We start from the raw sequence: 20685 nt of genomic DNA on the forward strand, positions 1-20685 counted from the left end.
TATGCAACACCTAGAGATCAACTGCGGTGCATCTCTACTTAATAAATAAACTAACTACAACCTATTACAATGAATCCATTATCCGATAGAATTAACAATCTAGCAACATCACAAACACTAGCAATGGCTGCTTTAGCCAGAGAACTTAAAGCACAAGGAAAAGACATCATCAGTTTAAGTTTAGGAGAACCTGATTTTAATACGCCTGACTTTATCAAAGAAGCTGCAAAACGCGCTATTGATGAAAATTACAGCACTTATTCTCCAGTAGAAGGGTATGCAGAATTAAAAGAAGCCATCTGCAGAAAATTCAAAAGAGACAATGATTTAGACTACAAACCATCTCAAATTGTAGTTTCAACAGGAGCTAAACAATCCTTATACAACATTGCACAAGTAATGCTAAACGATGGTGACGAAGTAATTCTACCAGCTCCTTACTGGGTTTCTTATTTCGAAATCGTAAAGTTATCCGGTGGAGTTCCTGTAGAAGTACCAACTTCTGTAGATACGGATTTCAAAATCACACCAGAACAATTAGAAGCAGCGATTACACCAAAAACAAAAATGATGTGGTTCAGTTCTCCTTGTAATCCAAGTGGATCAGTATACAACAGAGAAGAATTAACGGCTCTTGCCAAAGTATTAGAGAAATACCCACACGTATATGTTGTTGCTGACGAAATCTACGAGCACATCAATTTCTCAGGGACTTTTTGTAGTATCGCATCTATCCCAGGAATGTTAGAAAGAACAATTACTGTAAATGGAGTTGCTAAAGCTTTCGCCATGACAGGATGGAGAATTGGATATATTGGCGCACCAGAATTTATTGCAAAAGCGTGTACAAAAATTCAAGGTCAAGTTACTTCAGGAGCAAATTCTATCGCACAACGTGCTACCATTACAGCAGTAGATGCTGATCCAAGTGTATTAAAACACATGGTTGACGCTTTCCATAGCCGTAGAGATTTAGTGGTAGGATTATTAAAAGAAATTCCAGGAGTAAAAATCAACGTTCCAGAAGGAGCTTTTTACGTATTCCCAGACGTTTCTTCTTTCTTCGGAAAAACATTAAAAGGAACCGAAATCAAAAATGCAATGGATTTATCAATGTACCTTTTGGCCGAAGCTAACGTAGCAACGGTAACAGGTGACGCTTTTGGTAATCCAGACTGTATTCGTTTCTCTTACGCAACCAGCGACGAGATCTTGAAAGAAGCATTAAAAAGAATCAAAGATGCTTTGGCTCTATAGTCAAAAATCATAAAGTCAAAATAAAACACATAGCATATAACAAAGCCTCAAGATATTCTTGGGGTTTTGTTGTTTTTGGGCGTGACCACAAGGGTCGGGCTTTCCGCTGCAATCTTTATATTTTTAAAGAAAAAATATAAAGGATTTCCACTGCACTCCCTCACGCAAACCCTGCAAAAATCATATTTATTTTAATGCAGTAAGGACTGCTTGTGAGCTGACTCAGCGTATATAAACTACATAATAAAAACAATGAAATTTCTGATAATTTATATTTTTAATTTTATACTTTTATGCTTATAATTCAAAAGCTATTTTACTCGACAAAACCACTTCATTTGAGATGGAATAAAGAATTTTCAAGGCTTATTTGTATTGGTTAGTAGAAAAATAAAGTAAACAAAAACATAAATGAAAATATATTCTCTAAACATTAAAGGATTTAAAAGACTAAAAAATGTCGAAATTTTATTTGGTGATGCTACTTTTTTAATTGGACAAAACAACTGTGGAAAAAGCTCTGCAATAAAAGCAATAGAAACACTTTTATCTGGAAAAAAACAACTTAGTTCTAGTGATTATCATTCAATACTTGACGAAGAAACTAACGAAGTAAAAGTAGATACAAGTATAATAGTTTTAGAAGCTGAATTCAGAAATTTACCTAATGAGTCTAAAACATGGAGAGGATTTAAAGGGAGAATCTTCACTTATGAAGTTACAGAAGATTCGGAAGAAACGGGACTTTCGGTTGTTTATCGGAAAACATACGAACTAGGAAAAGATGTTATTATTGAGTTTAAAACTAAAGTACGAACTATTAAAGAAGAATTTGTTAAATGCAAAAAGCCTCAAGATTACATTGATTGTGGATTATCACCGGAAATAATTGAGGAATTTTTCCCCGATTTGGAATCTAACATTGGGAAAAATAAAAGTGCTTTAGAGAAATTAGAATTAATTGATGAAATTTGGGAAGTTTCAGATGAAGAAACTTGGTTTCAAAATCCTGGTGGAATACCTGGTAATGTTTTAAAAATGCTTCCCAGATTTTTGTTGATTCCTGTTGATGTAGGAATTCATGAAATTCAAGGAACAGGAAGCGGCGTTTTAAGTACAACCTTAGGCGAGCTTTTTCAGACAGTTCGAGAAAATTCTGAACATTTTAAAAATGCTCAAATACATTTAGACAATTTAGCTAAGGAACTTGACCCGAAAGATGACAATTCGGAATTTGGTAAAATGATGGACGAATTAAACAATGTTCTGTCATCAATTTTCCCAGACTCAAAACTTCATGCTACAACTAGCCTTAGTGACCCTTCGAGTTTAAAACCAAGTTTCAATGTGGAAATGTCTAGTAATATTAAAACTTCAGTTGACAATCAAGGTACAGGAATGGTTAGAGCGGCAGTTTTTGGCATGCTCCGATATAGACAACTTTGGCTTTCGAAAAAAGAGGATGAGCATGCTAGGTCTATAATAATTTGTTTTGAAGAGCCTGAAACATATCTTCACCCAAGTGCTGCAAATCAAATGAGAGATGCTATCTATGAGTTAAGTTCTCAATCAGCTCAGATAATATCCTCTACTCATTCACCTTACTTAATTGATATATCTAGAAAACCTAAACAAATTTTAAATCGAATGTATAATTGCGGTAATCATGTTGATTGTAATACTTTTAGTGTAACTGAAAAATTTTTGGAATTACAATCAAATCAAAAGGATTACGTAAAAATGCTTTTAAAAATAGACAATTATATTTCTAGAATATTTTTCACTAGGCACGTTGTCATAATTGAAGGAGATACAGAAGATATTTTAATAAAAGAAACATTAAAAAGACTTGAAAAATCAAAATATCTTAAAATAATTTCAGATTTTGAAATAATAAAGGCTCGTGGAAAAGCTTCGATTATAGGATTAGTCAAATATCTAACTTCAATGGGTATAAATCCAATCGTTGTCCATGATAAAGATTCAGAAGTACCAAATGCAGAGAAGTTTAATCAACCAATAATTGATGCTTTAGATGGTAATGGCAAAATTGTCTATATGGTAAATAACGTTGAAGAAGAACTCAACTATATTGCAACTTATGAAAAACCATACAAAGCTTATATTAAAACTTTAGAATGGGGAGAAAATTGGAATGATTTACCTGAAAATTGGAGGACTAAAATGACTGAAATCTTTGGAGATTACATCTGAAAAATAATTCTTTAAATGAGTAGAATTGTATTTCACAAACAGCATACTAAATGAAATTCTTGTCGAACGGAACTGCTTTACGCGTTTTTAACATTATGAAGTTTCATAACGTTTTTTGATTAAATTTTAAGTATTCCAAAAAATAACTTTAATTGAAAAAACATCCTCTAACATTCACATCAAATCCAAACTATCATGCTCACCGCCATCAACCCAAAGTTACCCATGCGTAACAAAACGATTACAAGGAATTTCTACATCAACCAATTGGGTTTTCAGGAATGGGGTAATGCGGATTTTGACGGGTATTTGATGGTGCAAAAAGACAGTATTGAAATTCATTTCTTTGAGTTTGCAACCATAAATGCTGTTGAAAATTACTCAGGAGTTTACATTCGGGTGCAGGATATCGAAACCGTTTATAACAACTTCCTGAACAACGGCGTTGCCATTCATCCCAACGGCCCTTTGGAAATTAAACCTTGGGGACAAAAGGAATTCTCTATTCTTGATCCAGACTACAACTTACTTACTTTTGGAGAAAGTTTGTAGCTAAATTAGTGCCAAACCGTACAATGGAATTATTTCTAAAAAAATCGAGTCCTGAATTAGAAATCTTGGAAAATTTATAAGAACTTTGCTCACTTTTTTAGGCACAAGCTAAAAAAACCTAAAGTTTTAAAAATAAACAATTTATCATCAACTCGATGAAGAAAAAAATAGAGATCCTTGCTCCTGCTAAAGATTTAATACACGGAATAGCAGCCATCAATAGTGGTGCTGATGCCGTTTATATTGGTGCTCCACAATTTGGAGCTCGTTCTAATGCAACAAATTCTATCGAAGACGTAGCCGCATTGGTACAATACGCACACTTATTTCACGCTCAGGTTTTTGTGGTTATCAACACCATCTTGTACGATAACGAACTCGAAACCTGCCGTCAGATGATTTGGAAATTATACGACATTAAGGTGGATGCATTAATTGTGCAAGACATGGCAATCATGGAAATGGACTTACCTCCAATTGTATTACACGCCAGCACACAAGCAAACAACCGCGATGCAGACAAAATTAAATTCTTGAAAGATGCCGGTATGAAACGCGTCGTTTTGGCTCGCGAATTAAATCTGCACCAAATCAAAGAAATTAGTACCGCTTCGGATGTAGAATTGGAGTTTTTTGTGACTGGTGCCCTGTGCGTTTCTTTCAGCGGAAACTGCTACATGAGCGTTGCCAATGGAGAACGAAGTGCTAACCGCGGCTCTTGTGCACAAAACTGCCGCTTACCGTATAACTTAATCGACGGTAACGGTGAGACTTTAATAAAAAATAGTCACTTACTTTCTATAAAAGATTTTGACGTTTCAGACCAAATTCCAAATCTTATTGAAGCCGGAGTTTGCTCTTTTAAAATTGAAGGCCGACTGAAAGATATTGTCTACGTAAAAAATAATGTTTCGTACCTGAGACAAAAACTGGATGCTTTCCTAGAAGGAAATGATAGCTATACTAAAGCTTCTTCAGGAAAATGCACCTTTACATTTGATGCGGCATTAAACAAAAGTTTCAACCGCGGTTATACGGACTATTTTGTCAACGAAAGACACCAATCTATCGGTTCATGGGAAAGTCCAAAATCAAAAGGGCAATACATCGGGAAACTAATTCGTACTGTGGGTAACGCTTACGAAATAGAAAACGGCGAATTACTCAACAACGGCGACGGTTTGTGTTACATCAATGAAAATAATGAAGCTGACGGAATTTATGTCAACAAAGTTGAAAATGGTTTAGCTTACCCAAATGTTTTAAAAGAACTAAAACCAGGTACTTTTATTTATCGTAACAACGACGCTGCTTTTATCAAAATTGTAGAGCGCGAGGACAGTGCCATTCGAAAAATAAGTACTACTTTATTACTGACCGAAAACGAAAATGGTTTCGAATTGATTGCTACAGATGAAGATGGCTTTGTAAGTACCGTAAACTTGGTCCATGCCAAAGAGCAGACAAAAAATAACGAATCTATTGCTGAAAACATCAAAACACAATTGGCAAAAACAGGTTTCACACCTTACACCGCTGATGAAATAAATGTGATGTTCTCGCAAAACTGGTTTCTTCCTATTTCTAAAATCAATGAAATGCGTAGAACGGTTTACGAACAACTTTCGGAAATTCGTTTGGCTAATTACAAAGTTGAGGAACACAAACTAGTTAAAACAACACATCCTTATCCAGAGACAAAATTGGATTTTATGTACAATGTTTCTAATAAACTGGCTCGAAAATTCTACGAGCGTCACGGCGTTACCGAAATCGAAAAAGCCTTTGAATTGCAATGGGATCCTGGAAAATCACGTGTAATGACTACCAAATATTGCATCAAATACGAATTAGAACGCTGTCCAAAATACCATCGTGAAAATATGGACAAAAAGGTAAAAGAACCTTTGGTATTAAAACAAGGCGAATTAGAATACAAACTCAAATTCAATTGCAAACCTTGTGAAATGGAGATTTGGGAAAAAGATGCTGAATTCGAAATTGAAGAAGATCACTTTCATTAAAGTTTAACCACAAAGGGCACAAAGTTTACGCAAGGTTCGCAAAGATTAAAAGTCTTTACGAACCTTTTTTAATTGAACACAAAGCTTGCGCTCTTCGCGTAAGTCCTCGCGGGCTTTGCGGTTAAAAACATTTTTCGTTACTTTACTACTCCATTATTTCCCAACAACACAAAACTTTAAAATGAAAATACTACTCCTCGGCTCAGGCGAATTAGGAAAAGAATTTGTTATCGCTGCACAACGCATTGGGCAAATTGTAATTGCAGTAGACAGTTATGAAAATGCACCTGCTATGCAAGTAGCGCACGCTTTTGAAGTCATTAATATGCTTGATGGCGAGGCATTAGACCGCATCGTTGCCAAACACAATCCTGATTTTATCGTTCCCGAAATAGAAGCCATTCGCACCGAGCGTTTTTATGATTACGAAAAACAAGGTATAAACGTAGTACCTTCGGCGAAAGCGGCAAACTTCACCATGAATAGAAAAGCCATTCGTGATTTGGCCGCCAAAGATCTTGGGCTAAAAACTGCCGACTATCGTTACGCCACCACAGCCGAAGAATTGACAAAAGCAGTAGCAGAAGTTGGTGTTCCTTGTGTGGTAAAACCTTTGATGTCTTCGTCTGGAAAAGGACAAACCACCATCAAAAATTCGGATGATATTTTAAAAGCCTGGCAATATGCCGTTGAAGGTTCCCGTGGCGATGTAGTTGAAGTAATTGTAGAAGCTTTTGTCAAATTCAATTCAGAGATTACTTTATTGACTGTCACTCAAAATAATAATCCTACTCTTTTTTGTGCGCCAATTGGTCACCGACAAGAACGTGGCGATTATCAGGAAAGCTGGCAACCCGCCAGAATATCCGACAAGGATTTATACGAAGCCCAAGATATGGCTGAGAAAGTTACCGAAGCTTTGGGAGGTGCAGGACTTTTTGGAGTCGAATTTTTCTTGGCTGATGACGGTGTATATTTCTCAGAATTATCGCCAAGACCACATGATACAGGAATGGTAACTTTGGCGGGAACGCAAAATTTCAACGAATTCGAATTGCATTTACGTGCTATTTTGAGTTTACCTATTTTCGAAATTACATTAGAAAAAGTCGGTGCAAGTGCTGTAATTTTAGCTTCGGAAAACTCTATGAATCCAACCTATTCTGGAATAGAAAAAATTGCTGCTTTACCAAAAACTGATTTTAGAATCTTTGGCAAACCCACTTCAAGACCGTATAGAAGAATGGCTGTGGCTTTAGTCAATGATACTTTAGAAACTCCAATTGAAGAAGTGGTAGAAAAAGCGAAGAAAGCAGCCAGTGTTGTTACTGTGCACTCGTAATTTACTCGATAGTATTGTCAAGTCGAGCGCAGTCGAGACTCAACGCTTAGTCTCGACTGCGCTCGACTTGACAAACGTCTTAAGGAAACGACATTGATCCCCCTTTACTTTTTAGAAATACGAAAATCTGTCGAAGTCATTCCAGTATGTTTCTTGAACAATCGGGTGAAATACGAATAATCATCATAGCCTAATTCCGTTGCAATTTCATTGACAGTAAACTTTTTATCCATCAACATGCGTTTCGCTTCGAGGATAATTCTATCTGTAATGACTTCGGTAGTGGTTTTTTGCAGGATTTCATTGCAAATCCTATTCAAATGCTTTAGCGTAATATTGAGTTGTGATGCATAGAAGGAAGGTGCTTTTTCTTTTTTAAAATTATTTTCTAAAAGCACTTCTAAATTTTTAATTTTCACATTATATGAATGCGCTTCGTGGAAATAGGTTTCATTATATTTTCTGGCAATTTCAATATGAATGATATCTAAAATATTCATGATTTTATCTTGCTTCAACAATAGATTTGATTGTGTTTCTAAAATTAAACTCTCAAAATAAGGTAGAATTGCTTTCAACTCAGATACATCAAATACCATTTCCGGTTTATTATCCACAGAAGAATAAAATGAATAATCTGCGATTGTTTTTTGTCCAAAATATAGATTGTACATTTCCTGTGAATAGAAAATAACAAAACCCTCCACATCTTCGGATAAATGCCAATGGTGCATTTGTCCAGGTTGCAAAAAAAACATACTTCCGGGCTGAATGGTAAATACATCAAAGTCAATTTCATGCGTTCCAAAACCTTTGGTAAAAAAAACTAAAACATAAGAATTATGACGATGTGGTTCTTCTACAAAACTATGATCGATTAAGTGATTTTTAAACGAATTAATATACAAATCACTATTCACTGAGTTGCAATTAAACCGTTGAATATTATAAATAGGATATTTTTTCATTGTGTGTCAAATGTCTTTATTGTGCTATAATAAGCGAATATAGAAAACATCCATGACAGAAATAAAAAATACCTTTGATAAAAATAATGACGATGTCAAATTCTATTGTACACATCCTGAATAATGATTGCCCTCAATGTCATAAAGGCAAGGTTTTCAATGAAAAAAGTATATTTTTCAAATTTGGATTCCCTAAAATGAATGAATATTGTTCTCATTGCAATTATAAATTTGAAAAAGAACCTGGTTACTTTTTTGGAGCCATGTATGTCAATTATGGTTTAACAGTAGCGCAAGGAATTGCTACTTATGTAATTGCCCAATTCTTCTTTGCTGAAACTTTCGATTTACGAATTATTCCAATTATTGCTGTTGTGATTATTGCAATGGCTTCTATTAATATTCGTCTTTCCAGATTATTGTGGATTTACATGTTTAAAAATTATTCGATGTGAAAAAACTGTATCTTAGCTTTAGAAAAAAAAATAATCATTTATGAAAAAGATACTATACTTAGCATTTTTTTTCTGTGTAACTCTAGCAAGTGCTCAGGATAAAGATAAAAAAGAAGCACCAAAGCCTCAAATTGTTGAAGCTTCTTGTGGACAATGCCAGTTCGGGATGACGGGTCACGGATGCGATTTGGCCGTTCGCATAGACGGAAAATCTTATTTCGTTGACGGTAGTTCTATAGACTCGCATGGTGATGCGCATGCCAGTGATGGTTTTTGTTCGGTTATAAGAAAAGCGGAAGTAGTTGGTAAAGTGGTCGACAATAAATTCAAAGCCACCTCATTTAAATTACTACCAAAAAAATAAAAAAAGGGCTTAAAGAATTTTCTTTAAGCCCTTAGTCATTACTTCGATTTCATACTCAATTTGAGATTACTATTCTCAAAACTCGAAATATCAATAACTTCTTCCAAGTCTACATCAAAAGAAATTTTCACACTATCACCCACCATTGTCACTGGCAATTGACTAGATATTTGGGATGAACCTACAAAAATATTAGGATAATCTTTGACTTTAAAATAATAAAAACTGTTTCCGTTTTTTACATCATTTTGAATTCGGGTTACTACTGACTTGAGTGATTTTTTATTAGAAACACTATTCGGATTTATTTTATTATCCGCCATATTATAGACGTTTTTAAACGAAGTCAAGGTTTCTCGCATGGTATTGCCTACGCCCACAATCGTATAATCTGAAATAGCAACCATTGCAAACATTTTAACTAATCCACCGGCATCTTTAAGCGTCATTACATAAGTAGGAATGTTATTGATATTATACGGAATAGGCAATGAAGCCTTATATCCTTTCTCCTGAACTTTCCCTTGTGCTGAACTTTGTGCAGCAAATTCTGTTGCGCCACTTTGTTTGTAGAAAGTAGTTTCTTTAGTTCTGGTATCCACTAAAACAAAACCTACTGCTGATTCCTCTTTCCCTACAGAAGTTAATCCCGTGTACCAATAAGACTTACTGTCTTTTCCGTATACCAATGTCATTCCTTCTGTAATTTGAAGTTTATCCTGATTAGAGAAATTCCAATACCCATGAACGTATTCGCCCCAATCATTCAACTGAGCTTCAATGAAATCTAAAGGCTGGATTCGGTCTACCCATTTTGGTGTTTTAGCTATTGAATATTCATTTGTAACACCAGATTGCGCATCAACTACCACAACTCCTATCGCTTCTTTTCCCGAAAAACCAATTTTTTTTCCATATTTAGTAACAATCCAAAACGGATTCCCAGCATCATCAATCTCAAAACTAAAATCAGCCAGACCAACAGTAGCATTTCCATTAAAATAAACATGCCTGTGAATGTCACTTTGAAAATAGGCACCTTGTTGGTATTTAATTTTAATGTCCTTCCCTCCCACATTCTGAACTAATTTGACATCACGCTCATTAGTTGCCGAAACCATAACATATCCCGCAGTTCCTTCTTGGTTATTAAACCATTTCAAGAAACCCGAATGTAATAATGGCGCAACCCAGTACAAATCGTTGTTTACTTTCTGGATGCAAAAATCTCCCAATTCTACCTGGCTTCCCAAGGCTGGTTGTGAACCTAAAATTTTCTCCCCTAAAAGATGGGCTAAATCCTCATCGACCACACGAATTTTATCAATAGAAATTGGCGCTATGTGATTGGTAATTTTTTGACCGTTTTTGACCTCTCCTATTAATTTTTGATACGAATCGCTTCGGAACATTTTTAGGCTAGTAACAAAAGGGAGTGCACTACAATATACCAAAAGTACCCCTACTAAAATAAAGAGAATTCTGTTAGGCCTAGACGCAATTTTGACTTGTTTGGTTTGCTGCGAAACGGTGAGATCAAGGGAAAATAATATTCCAAGAAGTATTAAAACCAACAAAATAAATGCAAAGCCCGTAAAGCCATATTGGATAACAGGAAGAATACCATAAAACAATAAAAACCCAAAAAGGAGCAAGAAAACAATGGAGAATATTTTTTTCATAATTTAAGTCTTTGAATATTTAAATATTAGTCTTTAATACTTCTAAATGTTACAATAATAAACGTGTCCATTATGAAGAAAAAAAATCCTTATTTACAATGCCGCAAAAAATAGTATTTTTGTCAACTGATTGAAGTAAATTCTTCAATCTTTAAATTTTTCAATCTTTAAATTATATACATGAAAGCATACGTATTTCCAGGTCAAGGTGCACAATTCACAGGAATGGGTAAAGAATTATATGAAAACTCTGTACTTGCAAAAGAATTATTCGAAAAAGCCAATGAAATTTTAGGTTTCCGCATCACAGACATCATGTTTGAAGGAACTGCCGAAGAATTAAAAGAAACTAAAGTGACACAACCAGCTGTTTTCTTGCACTCCGTGATTTTAGCAAAAACATTAGGCGAGGATTTCAAACCAGAAATGGTAGCGGGACACTCCTTGGGCGAGTTTTCAGCACTAGTTGCTAATGGAACTTTATCTTTTGAAGATGGATTAAAATTAGTTTCCCAAAGAGCTTTGGCAATGCAAAAAGCCTGCGAAATAAAACCATCTACAATGGCAGCTGTTTTAGGATTAGCTGATACTATTGTTGAAGAAGTTTGCGCTTCGATTGACGGAATTGTAGTAGCTGCAAATTACAACTGCCCTGGACAATTAGTGATTTCAGGAGAGACATCAGCAGTCGAAAAAGCTTGTGAAGCGATGAAAGCCGCTGGAGCAAAACGTGCATTGTTATTGCCTGTTGGCGGTGCTTTTCACTCACCAATGATGGAACCTGCAAGAGAAGAACTGGCTGCAGCTATTGAAGCAACAACTTTCTCAACGCCTGTTTGTCCGGTATATCAAAATGTAACGGCTAGTGCAGTATCTGACCCAGTTGAAATCAAGAAAAACCTAATCATTCAATTGACTGCTCCTGTAAAATGGACGCAATCTGTGCAACAAATGATCGCTGACGGAGCAACCTTATTTACTGAAGTAGGTCCCGGAAAAGTATTAGCCGGATTAATTGGAAAAATAGATAAAGAAGCGGTGACAGCGAATGCTTAATTAGTATTTAGTCACAGCTTTAAAATAGCATCCTCATAAACTTATGTTTGTGGGGATTTATTTATATTTGAATTCTATAATTAAAAAACTTTCTTATGACAATTGAATTTTTATTATGGTATTTAATACCTTTAGCTATCAGTTTATTCATTTTAATAAAATCAATTTTAAACTCATGTACACATCAATACTATTTAAATTATTTTACTACATTAATTCTAATTCTTTTAATTTCTTTTTCTCAAAAAGTACAGTTTGAAATTTTCTTTAGAAATTCTTATCCAACATATTTACCTTACATCATCATTATTCTGTCATTAATTATTGTATTTGCTCAAAACATTCTAATAGCAAGAAAAAATAAATAACTTCAAACAAACTTTATTCTACAATTCTTTCGCCTCTTCACAATGATTATTAATAATTCCCGTAATTAGGAATTCTGAACCCTGTCTTTCAAAGAAAACATAACAAGTCGGTAGGTTATTCGCTTTGTAAAAAATATAATGTGAGCCTAAATAATGGAGCTTTTGTGGAGTTGGTTTATGTGGAAAACTATTTATTTCCGAAATAATGAAATTTACAATTTTATCAACGTAACGTTTTGCATTTTCTTCATAACTAAAATATTCTTGACCGAAGAGTGTATAAATCAGTTCATCGAAATACAGTAGAAGTTCCTACTTAAAAATTACTTTTTCCAAGGATACGCTTCTATTCTTTTAAACATTTCAGCTTTAAATTCTTCCGGAGTATACCCATTTTTTACTTCTTCATTAAAATCAAAAATAGCTCTATCAATCCCTTTGAACTTAATTTTCGTAGTTTCGTAATTTACAGAAGGCTCTTCTAATTTAGTTGTTTTCGAATTCTTTTTTTCAGCATCCATGATTGATTCATTTATCTAACGAATTTACAACAAGTTACTTAAACGAAAAAATCCCAAATTATCATTGTGATAATTTGGGATTCTGTTTTTAAACTCGACGATAAAACCTAAACTCTGAATACTAACTTCTGATTTTCTGTTCCCATTTCCAGGCGCTAGCCATCGCTTCTTCCAGTGAGGATTGTGCTTTCCATCCCAGAATATTGTTCGCTTTATCGGTATTGGCGTAAGCCGAAGTAATATCTCCTTCTCTACGACCTACAATCTTATAAGGCAGTTTTTTACCACTCACTTTTTCGAAAGTATGAATAACCTCTAAAACTGAGCTTCCGGTTCCGGTTCCCAGATTAAAAGTCTCCACTTTGGCCGTATTTTTTTTGTTCAGTAAGCGTTGCAAGGCGATTACATGGGCTTTCGCCAAATCTACTACGTGAATATAATCGCGTATCGCTGTACCATCCGGAGTTGGGTAATCGTCTCCATAAACAGATAACTCTTTTCGTAATCCAAAACCAGTCTGAGTAATAAATGGCACTAAATTCTGAGGAATTCCAATAGGTAACTCTCCTATTTCAGTAGAAGGATGTGCTCCAATAGGATTAAAATAACGAAGTAAAATAGCATTAACATTAGTCACTTTAGCTGTATCAATAATGATTTCCTCTCCTATTTGCTTTGTATTTCCATAAGGAGACATAGCCGTTTGAATCGAAGCATTTTCAGTTATCGGCATGGTTTCGGCTTGACCATAAACCGTACAAGAAGAACTAAAAATAAAGTTAGCCTCTGGTTTTTGCTGTAATTCCTGCAAAATATAAACCAAGGCATTGATATTGTTTTCATAATACAGCAAGGGATTTTCAACACTTTCGCCCACAGCCTTTGAAGCAGCAAAATGTATCACGCCTGAGATGTCATGATGTCTTTTAAAAAAATCTTGAACTTTTTCTTTTTCGCGCAAATCTAATTTTTCAAAAGCAGGAATTTTTCCTGTAATATTCTGAATTCCATCTAACACATCCAAAGATGTATTCGATAAATTATCTACAACCAGTACATCAAAACCCTCATTTTGCAATTCGACTACAGTATGCGAACCAATAAAACCTAAACCTCCTGTAACTAGTATTTTCATGTACTGTTTAATTTTGAATCAATATCTTATTGACTCGTTTTGTTTCATAAAAAAGACGCTAATCAAAGCGTCTTAATACTTTATTTTAAAAATTCTAAAACACTCGATGTAATGAATTCTATTTGCTCATCGTCTAACTCGGTGTGCATTGGTAAAGAAAGCACTTCTTTAACCAACTGATTGGTTACCGGAAAATCTTCTTCTTTATACCTAGCATCAGCGTATGCTTTTTGCGAATGTAACGGAATTGGGTAATAAATGGCACAAGGAATGCCTTTATCTAATAAGTGTTGCATCAAACCATTTCTATCGGCATCTATAATTCGTAACGTATATTGATGAAAAACGTGACAGTCGCAAATATCACAAATGCTAGGTGCAATTATATTTTTATGCCCTTCAAAAGCGGCTGAATATTTACGTGCTGCATCTTGTCTGGCTTTTCCGTATTGATCTAACAAGGGTAATTTAGCATTCAAAACTGCCGCTTGTATGCTGTCTAATCTTGAGTTTACACCCACAACATCGTGGTGGTATCGCTCATACATTCCGTGATTTACAATTCCGCGTAGTTTGTGAGCCAAAGCATCATCATTAGTAAAAATTGCTCCACCATCACCGTAACATCCTAAATTTTTAGACGGAAAAAATGAAGTAGCACCTACATGTCCAATTGTTCCTGCTTTCTTTTTAGTTCCATCAGAGAATTTGCAATTAGCTCCAATAGCTTGTGCATTATCTTCAATTACATATAAATTATATTCTTTGGCAATAGCCATAATCGCTTCCATATTAGCGGCACGACCAAATAAATGAACCGGTACAATCGCTTTTGTTTTTGGCGTAATCGCTTTACGAATCCCATCAATAGAAATGTTCATGTTGAACATATCCACATCAACTAATACGGGTGTTAATTGCAACAAAGCAATTACTTCAACAGTGGCCGCAAAAGTAAAATCGGCAGTGATTACCTCATCGCCTGGCTTCAAATCCAATCCCATCATCGCAATTTGCAACGCATCAGTTCCATTAGCGCAAGGAATTACGTGTTTTACATCCAAATATTCTTCTAAAGATTTTTGAAACTGATGAACTTGCGGTCCATTTATGTAGGTGTTAGTGTTTAAAACTTCCTGAATAGAACTATTAATAGTTTCTTTTATTTTTTCATATTGACTTTTTAAGTCAACCATTTGGATTTTTTTCATTGCATTTTTTTATTAATGTTCGAAAGATTACCGTTTATAAACACATCAAATTCTTTCTTAAAACGAACAACAAAAATAGTTATTTATGAGTTGAAACCAATGCAACCCACAGTAAAAAAAGATAATATTCCTATGAAATAAAAAGGGAGTTCCTGACAACCAAAATTTATATATTATTGCGGAAGAAATTAACCTAAAGAAAACGTATTTTAGCCCCAAAATTTCAATGATGCTTTTTCTTTACAATTTAATTGTTCAAATTGTTGCGTTTTTATTAAAAATAGCAGCTCTTTTTAGTCCAAAAATGAAACTTTTTGTAGAAGGTCGCAAACCGGTTTTTACAACTTTGGAACAAAAAATTAAACCTACTGACGCAACAATCTGGTTTCACGCCGCCTCCTTGGGTGAGTATGAGCAAGGCTTGCCGGTAATCGAAAAAATAAAAGAGCAATTTCCTTCACACAAAATTATACTGACTTTTTTTTCCCCTTCAGGTTATGAAGTCCGAAAAAACAATACAGTTGCTGATGTTACGGTATATTTGCCCTTGGATACCAAGAAAAATGCACAACAATTTCTAAAACTCCTTCATCCCGATTTAGTGTTTTTCATTAAATATGAGTATTGGCCAAATTATTTAGCTGAGCTCAAAAAATCAAATACAAAGACGTATTTAATCTCTGGAATTCTTAGAAAAAACCAACTATTTTTTAAATGGTACGGTGGCTTTTACAGAAAAGCTCTCGATGCCTTTACTTACTTTTTTGTACAAAATGAAACTTCAAAAAAACTATTACAACAAGTAGGCAAGACAAATGTTGCTGTTTCCGGAGACACCCGCTTTGATCGTGTGACCACAATTTTAGAAAAAGACAATTCCTTGAATTTTATTTCTCAGTTCAAAGACAACAAATTATCTGTTATAATAGGAAGTTCTTGGCCCAAAGACGAAAATTTATTAGTCGATTTTATCAATTCTAATACTTTAGGTGTCAAATTTATAATTGCACCTCATAATATCAATAAAGAACAAATACAGTCTTTAAAAAATTCAATTACAAAAAAAACAGTTTTATTCTCTGAAAAAGAAGCGGAAAATCTCGCTGATTTTGATGTTTTTATTATCGATACGATTGGTATTTTGACTAAAATCTACAGTTATGCTGACATTGCTTATGTAGGTGGCGGTTTTGGAAAAACCGGCGTACATAATTTACTAGAACCTGCAACTTTTGGCGTTCCTATCCTCATTGGACCCAATTTCTCAAATTTTGCAGAAGCAACAGCACTAGTGAATATGGAAGCCTGTATTTCTATTAACAACTACAAAGAACTTGAAGAAGCGTTCAAAAATTTAATCCTAAATGATGATATTCGGGAAGAAAAAGGGCACATGTGCAGCACTTTTGTACAAATGAATAAAGGCGCTTCAGCCATTATTCTGAAACACATCCTGAATGATTCAATTTAAACCCCTACAAATTTCTGATGTAGAGACGATTGTCACCCTGATAGAAGAGTTTTATGCGATTGACAATTATCCTATTACTCTTGACGTTTCAAAAGCTTTATTTCTGGAATTTATTTCCAATGAAAATCTAGGAAAATCTAGGAAAATCTTGGCTTATTGAATCCGATTACAAAATTGTTGGCTACATTATCTTAACCTTCGTTTTTAGTTTTGAATACCTAGGACGAATTGCTTTTTTAGACGAATTGTACGTGACCGAAACAGCCCGTGGCAAAGGCATTGGTAGCAAAGCCTTAGAGTTTGTAAAAGCCGAAAGCCATAAATTATCATTAAAACTGATCTATCTTGAGGTAGAACCACACAATACGAAAGCTCAAAATTTGTATCTTGCACACGGTTTCGAAATGCATAATCGGAAATTAATGCGTCTTAAAACCAAATAAAATTGCTGATAACACAATCAAACATAGAGTTTTTAAAACTTTAACTAAGTCAATTCGTTTTTTAGATACCCGTTTAAGGGGAATTATTGACTCTAAAAAAGAAAGGTATCTATTTTTTGTTGTCTTTACAGCGACTTATCAAAAAAGAAACAGCACACTTAAACTTGTAAAATGAAAACCAAAATATGTGAAATTTGCACAATTGCTGCTGATACGATGTTTCGGGTGCAAATAACAGCTGGGAAAAATTGGATATTTGTTTGCCAATCTTGCTGTGAAAAATCAAAATCATTGCCTCAGTATAAATATGGTGGCACGTGGAAAGGAAAACGCCACTAACACATTTTGTAATTCCATTATATCTAAAATAAATCATCAATTTGTATCACACTTTTCTCAAACTAAATTATATACTAATGAAATTTTTAAAATTATTTTTATTACTATTTGTCATTCAAACACAAGCACAACAAGGCGGTATGTGGATTCCTTCATTGTTAAAAGGAATGAATGAAACCGAAATGAAAAATCTGGGCATGAAAATGTCAGTAAAGGACATTTACGATGTAAATCAATCCAGTATGAAAGATGCAGTACCCCATTTTAATGGAGGCTGCACCGCTGAAGTAATTTCGCCTAAAGGACTAATTTTGACCAATCACCATTGTGGTTTTTCACAGATTCAATCGCATTCTACCGTTGATCACGATTACCTAACAGATGGTTTTTGGGCTTACAAAATGGAAGACGAATTACCAAACGAAGATCTGACCGTAACTTTTATGGTAAAAATTGAAGATGTAACCTCTTTAGTTTTAGAAGGAACCGCTTCTATAACCAGCGAAGCCGAAAAACAAAAGAAAATTCAAGAAAATATTACTGCATTATCAAACTCGTTACCAAAGGAAAATTGGCAAGAAAACAAAATTCGCACCTTTTATGAAGGCAATCAATACATGCTATTTGTAACGGAAACCTTTACAGATGTCCGCCTTGTTGGCGCACCACCATCCTCTATTGGAAAATTTGGTTCCGATACTGACAACTGGGTTTGGCCGCGTCATACAGGAGATTTTTCGTTGTTTAGAATTTATGCTGACAAAAATAACCGTCCGGCTGCATATTCTAAAGATAACGTGCCTTACACACCTAAACATTTCTTGCCGATTTCATTAGATGGTGTAGCCGAAGATGATTTTACACTAGTATTTGGCTATCCTGGAAAAACAAACGAATACTTACCATCTATAGCCATCGAGCAAATTGTAAACGAACTCAACCCTGCAAAAATTGAAATCAGGGACAAAGCCTTGAAAGTGGCCGATGGTTTTATGCGAAAAGACAATGCTATCAAAATTCAATATGCTTCAAAATATGCAAGTATTGCTAATTATTGGAAAAAATGGATTGGCGAAACGCAAGGACTAAAAAAATCAAATGCGATTGCTGTAAAAAAACAATCTGAAAAAGAATTCCAGCAAAAAATAGTAAAAGCAGGTAAAGAAAAAGAATATGGAACACTCTTAGCAGATTTCGACAAAAACTACACGGAAATCGGACCTTACGCTGTAGCAAGAGATTATTTTACAGAAGTAGTACTGCGCAATACTGAATTGCTAAGTACGGCATACAAATTGTACCAATTAGAGAATGTTTACAAAACTAGAGGAGAGCAATCTTTCAATGACCGAAAAAACAATCTAATTATTGGATTAGCTGATTTTTATAAGAATTTTAATGCCACTGTTGATGAAAAGGTTTTTGAGCAATTAATTGAATTGTATGCAACAAAATCGCCTAAACAATTTTTACCACAAAGTTTAACGAAAGTAAATGCTAAAAACTTAGCTTCGGAAATATATACCAAATCCAGACTTAAAAATTATGCAGGTCTAAAAGAATTATTAACCGGCGATGCACAAACCGTTATAACAAGTTTAAACAATGACCCGGGTTTTATGCAGGTAAAAGAATTAGCTGATAAATATTCTAAAGAAGTTGCACCAAAATACGACGAAATCAATTTAAAGATTACAGCACTACAACGCACCTATATGAAAGCACAATTGGAATTAAACAAAGACCTAAGAATTTTTCCAGATGCAAATAGCACTTTACGAATTACGTATGGCAAAGTAAAAGGATACGAGCCAAAAGATGCTACGCTATATACACCAATTACTTATTTAGACGGCGTATTAGAGAAATACATCCCCGGAGATTATGAATTTGATGTTCCAACCAAATTGATAGAACTATACAAAACCAAAGATTACGGAGCTTATGGCGAAAACGGAAAAATGCCTGTTAACTTTATCGGTACAAATCACACTACAGGGGGCAACTCCGGAAGTCCAGCGATAGATGCTTATGGGAACTTAATAGGCCTTAATTTTGATCGCGTTTGGGAAGGAACTATGAGTGATATTTATTATGACCCAAGTATTTGCAGAAACATAATGGTAGACATACGTTACGTACTATTTATAATGGATAAATATGCCGGTGCAAAAAACTTGATAAATGAGTTAAAACTGGTTCACCCGAAAAAAAGCAAACCTTTGAAAAAGAAAAACTTAAAGTAAAATCAGGGACTCAACAACGACACAAAGTATTTGTTGCTTATTTACCTTAATTGGCACAATAATTGACATTTGTTTCTGCGTTGACAAAAAATATTATTTTTAAAAAAAAAAAATAAAAAAATATTTTACATATTAAAAAATTTATATCTTTGCCACGAATTAATAATTAACCTTTTATATTAAATTAAGATGAAAAAAGTATTTTTAAGTTTAGCTGCTGTTGCTGTATTGACTGTTGTATCATGTAAAAAAGCTGACGCTCCTGCTGACGACGCTGCTGCTGTAGTTGATTCTGCTGCTGCTGTTGTTGATTCTGCTGCTGCTGTAGTTGATTCTGCTGCTGTTGTTGTTGATTCTGCTGCTGCTGTTGCTACTGAAGCTGCTGAAGTTGCTACTGAAGCTGCAAAAAATAATTAGAACTCAAATTCTAAAAATTTTAAAGCCATCCGCTATGCGAGATGGCTTTTTTAATTGTAACATTTCCTGTTTTAAAAAAAGAAATGCACAAACAAAAAAAAGAGAGCCGTTAAATTAAAATTTAATGACTCTCTTTTTTTATAATAATCCAAAAACCTTTAATCCAAAAAAACAAAATCATTCCCAGAGAAATCTAATACTTCTGATTTTGAACCATACCGTATAATTTCATCGATTCCTTTTTGCAAACGCAATGAAGTGGTATATTTTCTACTTGTTGCAAAATGATTTCCTTCTAACATTAATTTAAAATAAAATTTTCCACTGGAAGATTTAAATTTTAAAAATTCAGCAGATTCAATTGCTGCTTTAAATTTTTCAATATCATCTTCGCACTCAAACTTGAGCTCATAGCTTAAACTTGTAAAAACAACTTTTCCTTTTCTGGAAGTAAAAACAAATTTATACTCGTCGTTATATCGTTTACTAATTACAAAAGCACCCATTGTTTATTAAAATGACAAAAATTAAAATTACAAATCACAAAAAAGTTGATATTGATTTCGATAGATTTGGTTTTACACAAAAAACCATAAAAAAAAGCCTCTTCAATTGAAGAG

General features: G+C 34.3%; 18 protein-coding genes. 12 read left to right on the plus strand and 6 right to left on the minus strand.

Annotation, left to right across the window (positions count from 1 at the left end; translation table 11 throughout):
* Positions 1 to 69 precede the first annotated feature (69 nt).
* The 5 genes from DFR66_RS07960 (at position 70) to purT (ending at position 7389) form a co-directional block, all read left to right on the plus strand.
* On the plus strand, positions 70 to 1257 hold the full coding sequence (locus DFR66_RS07960) for a pyridoxal phosphate-dependent aminotransferase (RefSeq protein WP_114754304.1): 1188 nt from the start codon (positions 70 to 72) through the stop codon (positions 1255 to 1257).
* A 411-nt stretch (positions 1258 to 1668) separates the two neighbouring features.
* Positions 1669 to 3471: an ATP-dependent nuclease gene (locus DFR66_RS07965; protein WP_114754305.1), complete on the plus strand. Its 1803-nt coding sequence runs from the start codon at positions 1669 to 1671 to the stop codon at positions 3469 to 3471.
* Positions 3472 to 3666: 195 nt separating this feature from the next.
* Positions 3667 to 4023 carry a bleomycin resistance protein gene (locus DFR66_RS07970; protein ID WP_114754306.1) on the plus strand — a complete coding sequence of 119 codons (357 nt, stop codon included), beginning with the start codon at positions 3667 to 3669 and terminating at the stop codon, positions 4021 to 4023.
* A 155-nt stretch (positions 4024 to 4178) separates the two neighbouring features.
* Complete coding sequence (locus DFR66_RS07975; RefSeq protein ID WP_114754307.1) at positions 4179 to 6047, plus strand: peptidase U32 family protein; 1869 nt, start codon at positions 4179 to 4181, stop codon at positions 6045 to 6047.
* A gap of 181 nt (positions 6048 to 6228) precedes the next feature.
* Positions 6229 to 7389, plus strand: coding sequence for a formate-dependent phosphoribosylglycinamide formyltransferase (gene purT / locus DFR66_RS07980; protein WP_114754308.1), 1161 nt, complete (start codon positions 6229 to 6231; stop codon positions 7387 to 7389).
* 104 nt (positions 7390 to 7493) lie between these two features.
* On the opposite strand, the gene DFR66_RS07985 is transcribed toward purT, so the two are convergent.
* Complete coding sequence (locus DFR66_RS07985) at positions 7494 to 8357, minus strand: helix-turn-helix domain-containing protein (RefSeq protein WP_114754309.1); 864 nt, start codon at positions 8355 to 8357, stop codon at positions 7494 to 7496.
* Positions 8358 to 8449: 92 nt separating this feature from the next.
* Between DFR66_RS07985 and DFR66_RS07990 the strand changes: the two genes are divergently transcribed.
* Both DFR66_RS07990 and DFR66_RS07995 read left to right on the plus strand, forming a co-directional pair.
* A complete protein-coding gene (locus DFR66_RS07990; RefSeq protein ID WP_114754310.1) occupies positions 8450 to 8812 on the plus strand; it encodes a DUF983 domain-containing protein in 363 nt (120 codons plus the stop codon).
* A 40-nt stretch (positions 8813 to 8852) separates the two neighbouring features.
* Positions 8853 to 9176 carry a DUF6370 family protein gene (locus DFR66_RS07995; RefSeq protein WP_114754311.1) on the plus strand — a complete coding sequence of 108 codons (324 nt, stop codon included), beginning with the start codon at positions 8853 to 8855 and terminating at the stop codon, positions 9174 to 9176.
* A gap of 38 nt (positions 9177 to 9214) precedes the next feature.
* Here DFR66_RS07995 and DFR66_RS08000 read toward each other — a convergent pair whose 3' ends face one another.
* The gene (locus DFR66_RS08000; protein ID WP_114754312.1) at positions 9215 to 10858 is read right to left on the minus strand and encodes a hypothetical protein; all 1644 of its coding nucleotides are present in this window, start codon (positions 10856 to 10858) and stop codon (positions 9215 to 9217) included.
* A 180-nt stretch (positions 10859 to 11038) separates the two neighbouring features.
* On the opposite strand from DFR66_RS08000, the gene fabD reads away from it, so the two are divergent.
* Complete coding sequence (gene fabD / locus DFR66_RS08005; protein WP_114754313.1) at positions 11039 to 11914, plus strand: ACP S-malonyltransferase; 876 nt, start codon at positions 11039 to 11041, stop codon at positions 11912 to 11914.
* Between the two features lie 691 nt (positions 11915 to 12605).
* On the opposite strand, the gene DFR66_RS08015 is transcribed toward fabD, so the two are convergent.
* The 3 genes from DFR66_RS08015 to DFR66_RS08025 all read right to left on the minus strand — a co-directional run bounded on the left by DFR66_RS08015 (position 12606) and on the right by DFR66_RS08025 (position 15149).
* Positions 12606 to 12803, minus strand: coding sequence for a hypothetical protein (locus tag DFR66_RS08015; protein ID WP_114754315.1), 198 nt, complete (start codon positions 12801 to 12803; stop codon positions 12606 to 12608).
* A gap of 121 nt (positions 12804 to 12924) precedes the next feature.
* Positions 12925 to 13938, minus strand: coding sequence for a UDP-glucose 4-epimerase GalE (galE, locus tag DFR66_RS08020; protein ID WP_114754316.1), 1014 nt, complete (start codon positions 13936 to 13938; stop codon positions 12925 to 12927).
* Between the two features lie 80 nt (positions 13939 to 14018).
* Positions 14019 to 15149, minus strand: coding sequence for a DegT/DnrJ/EryC1/StrS family aminotransferase (locus tag DFR66_RS08025; protein WP_114754317.1), 1131 nt, complete (start codon positions 15147 to 15149; stop codon positions 14019 to 14021).
* A gap of 229 nt (positions 15150 to 15378) precedes the next feature.
* On the opposite strand from DFR66_RS08025, the gene DFR66_RS08030 reads away from it, so the two are divergent.
* The 4 genes from DFR66_RS08030 to DFR66_RS08045 all read left to right on the plus strand — a co-directional run bounded on the left by DFR66_RS08030 (position 15379) and on the right by DFR66_RS08045 (position 20065).
* Positions 15379 to 16620 (plus strand): 3-deoxy-D-manno-octulosonic acid transferase, encoded by a 1242-nt coding sequence (locus DFR66_RS08030; protein WP_114754318.1) that lies wholly within the window; start codon positions 15379 to 15381, stop codon positions 16618 to 16620.
* Between the two features lie 188 nt (positions 16621 to 16808).
* Positions 16809 to 17063: a GNAT family N-acetyltransferase gene (locus DFR66_RS14015; protein WP_242008650.1), complete on the plus strand. Its 255-nt coding sequence runs from the start codon at positions 16809 to 16811 to the stop codon at positions 17061 to 17063.
* 416 nt (positions 17064 to 17479) lie between these two features.
* Positions 17480 to 19648, plus strand: coding sequence for a S46 family peptidase (locus DFR66_RS08040; protein ID WP_114754319.1), 2169 nt, complete (start codon positions 17480 to 17482; stop codon positions 19646 to 19648).
* Positions 19649 to 19837: 189 nt separating this feature from the next.
* A complete protein-coding gene (locus DFR66_RS08045) occupies positions 19838 to 20065 on the plus strand; it encodes a PG1828 family lipoprotein (RefSeq protein WP_114754320.1) in 228 nt (75 codons plus the stop codon).
* 158 nt (positions 20066 to 20223) lie between these two features.
* On the opposite strand, the gene DFR66_RS08050 is transcribed toward DFR66_RS08045, so the two are convergent.
* On the minus strand, positions 20224 to 20571 hold the full coding sequence (locus DFR66_RS08050; RefSeq protein WP_114754321.1) for a DUF1508 domain-containing protein: 348 nt from the start codon (positions 20569 to 20571) through the stop codon (positions 20224 to 20226).
* Positions 20572 to 20685: the final 114 nt, after the last annotated feature.

Source organism: Flavobacterium glaciei (assembly GCF_003350545.1).
Classification (GTDB): Bacteria; Bacteroidota; Bacteroidia; order Flavobacteriales; family Flavobacteriaceae; genus Flavobacterium; species Flavobacterium glaciei.

Excerpts from the sequence above, each read along its gene's own strand:
- DFR66_RS07960 (WP_114754304.1), top strand. The coding sequence starts at position 70 with ATGAATCCATTATCCGATAGAATTAACAATCTAGCAACATCACAAACA.
- DFR66_RS07965 (WP_114754305.1), top strand. The coding sequence starts at position 1,669 with ATGAAAATATATTCTCTAAACATTAAAGGATTTAAAAGACTAAAAAAT.
- DFR66_RS07970 (WP_114754306.1), top strand. The coding sequence starts at position 3,667 with ATGCTCACCGCCATCAACCCAAAGTTACCCATGCGTAACAAAACGATT.
- DFR66_RS07975 (WP_114754307.1), top strand. The coding sequence starts at position 4,179 with ATGAAGAAAAAAATAGAGATCCTTGCTCCTGCTAAAGATTTAATACAC.
- purT (WP_114754308.1), top strand. The coding sequence starts at position 6,229 with ATGAAAATACTACTCCTCGGCTCAGGCGAATTAGGAAAAGAATTTGTT.
- DFR66_RS07985 (WP_114754309.1), bottom strand. The coding sequence starts at position 8,357 with ATGAAAAAATATCCTATTTATAATATTCAACGGTTTAATTGCAACTCA.
- DFR66_RS07990 (WP_114754310.1), top strand. The coding sequence starts at position 8,450 with ATGTCAAATTCTATTGTACACATCCTGAATAATGATTGCCCTCAATGT.
- DFR66_RS07995 (WP_114754311.1), top strand. The coding sequence starts at position 8,853 with ATGAAAAAGATACTATACTTAGCATTTTTTTTCTGTGTAACTCTAGCA.
- DFR66_RS08000 (WP_114754312.1), bottom strand. The coding sequence starts at position 10,858 with ATGAAAAAAATATTCTCCATTGTTTTCTTGCTCCTTTTTGGGTTTTTA.
- fabD (WP_114754313.1), top strand. The coding sequence starts at position 11,039 with ATGAAAGCATACGTATTTCCAGGTCAAGGTGCACAATTCACAGGAATG.
- DFR66_RS08015 (WP_114754315.1), bottom strand. The coding sequence starts at position 12,803 with ATGGATGCTGAAAAAAAGAATTCGAAAACAACTAAATTAGAAGAGCCT.
- galE (WP_114754316.1), bottom strand. The coding sequence starts at position 13,938 with ATGAAAATACTAGTTACAGGAGGTTTAGGTTTTATTGGTTCGCATACT.
- DFR66_RS08025 (WP_114754317.1), bottom strand. The coding sequence starts at position 15,149 with ATGAAAAAAATCCAAATGGTTGACTTAAAAAGTCAATATGAAAAAATA.
- DFR66_RS08030 (WP_114754318.1), top strand. The coding sequence starts at position 15,379 with ATGCTTTTTCTTTACAATTTAATTGTTCAAATTGTTGCGTTTTTATTA.
- DFR66_RS08040 (WP_114754319.1), top strand. The coding sequence starts at position 17,480 with ATGAAATTTTTAAAATTATTTTTATTACTATTTGTCATTCAAACACAA.
- DFR66_RS08045 (WP_114754320.1), top strand. The coding sequence starts at position 19,838 with ATGAAAAAAGTATTTTTAAGTTTAGCTGCTGTTGCTGTATTGACTGTT.
- DFR66_RS08050 (WP_114754321.1), bottom strand. The coding sequence starts at position 20,571 with ATGGGTGCTTTTGTAATTAGTAAACGATATAACGACGAGTATAAATTT.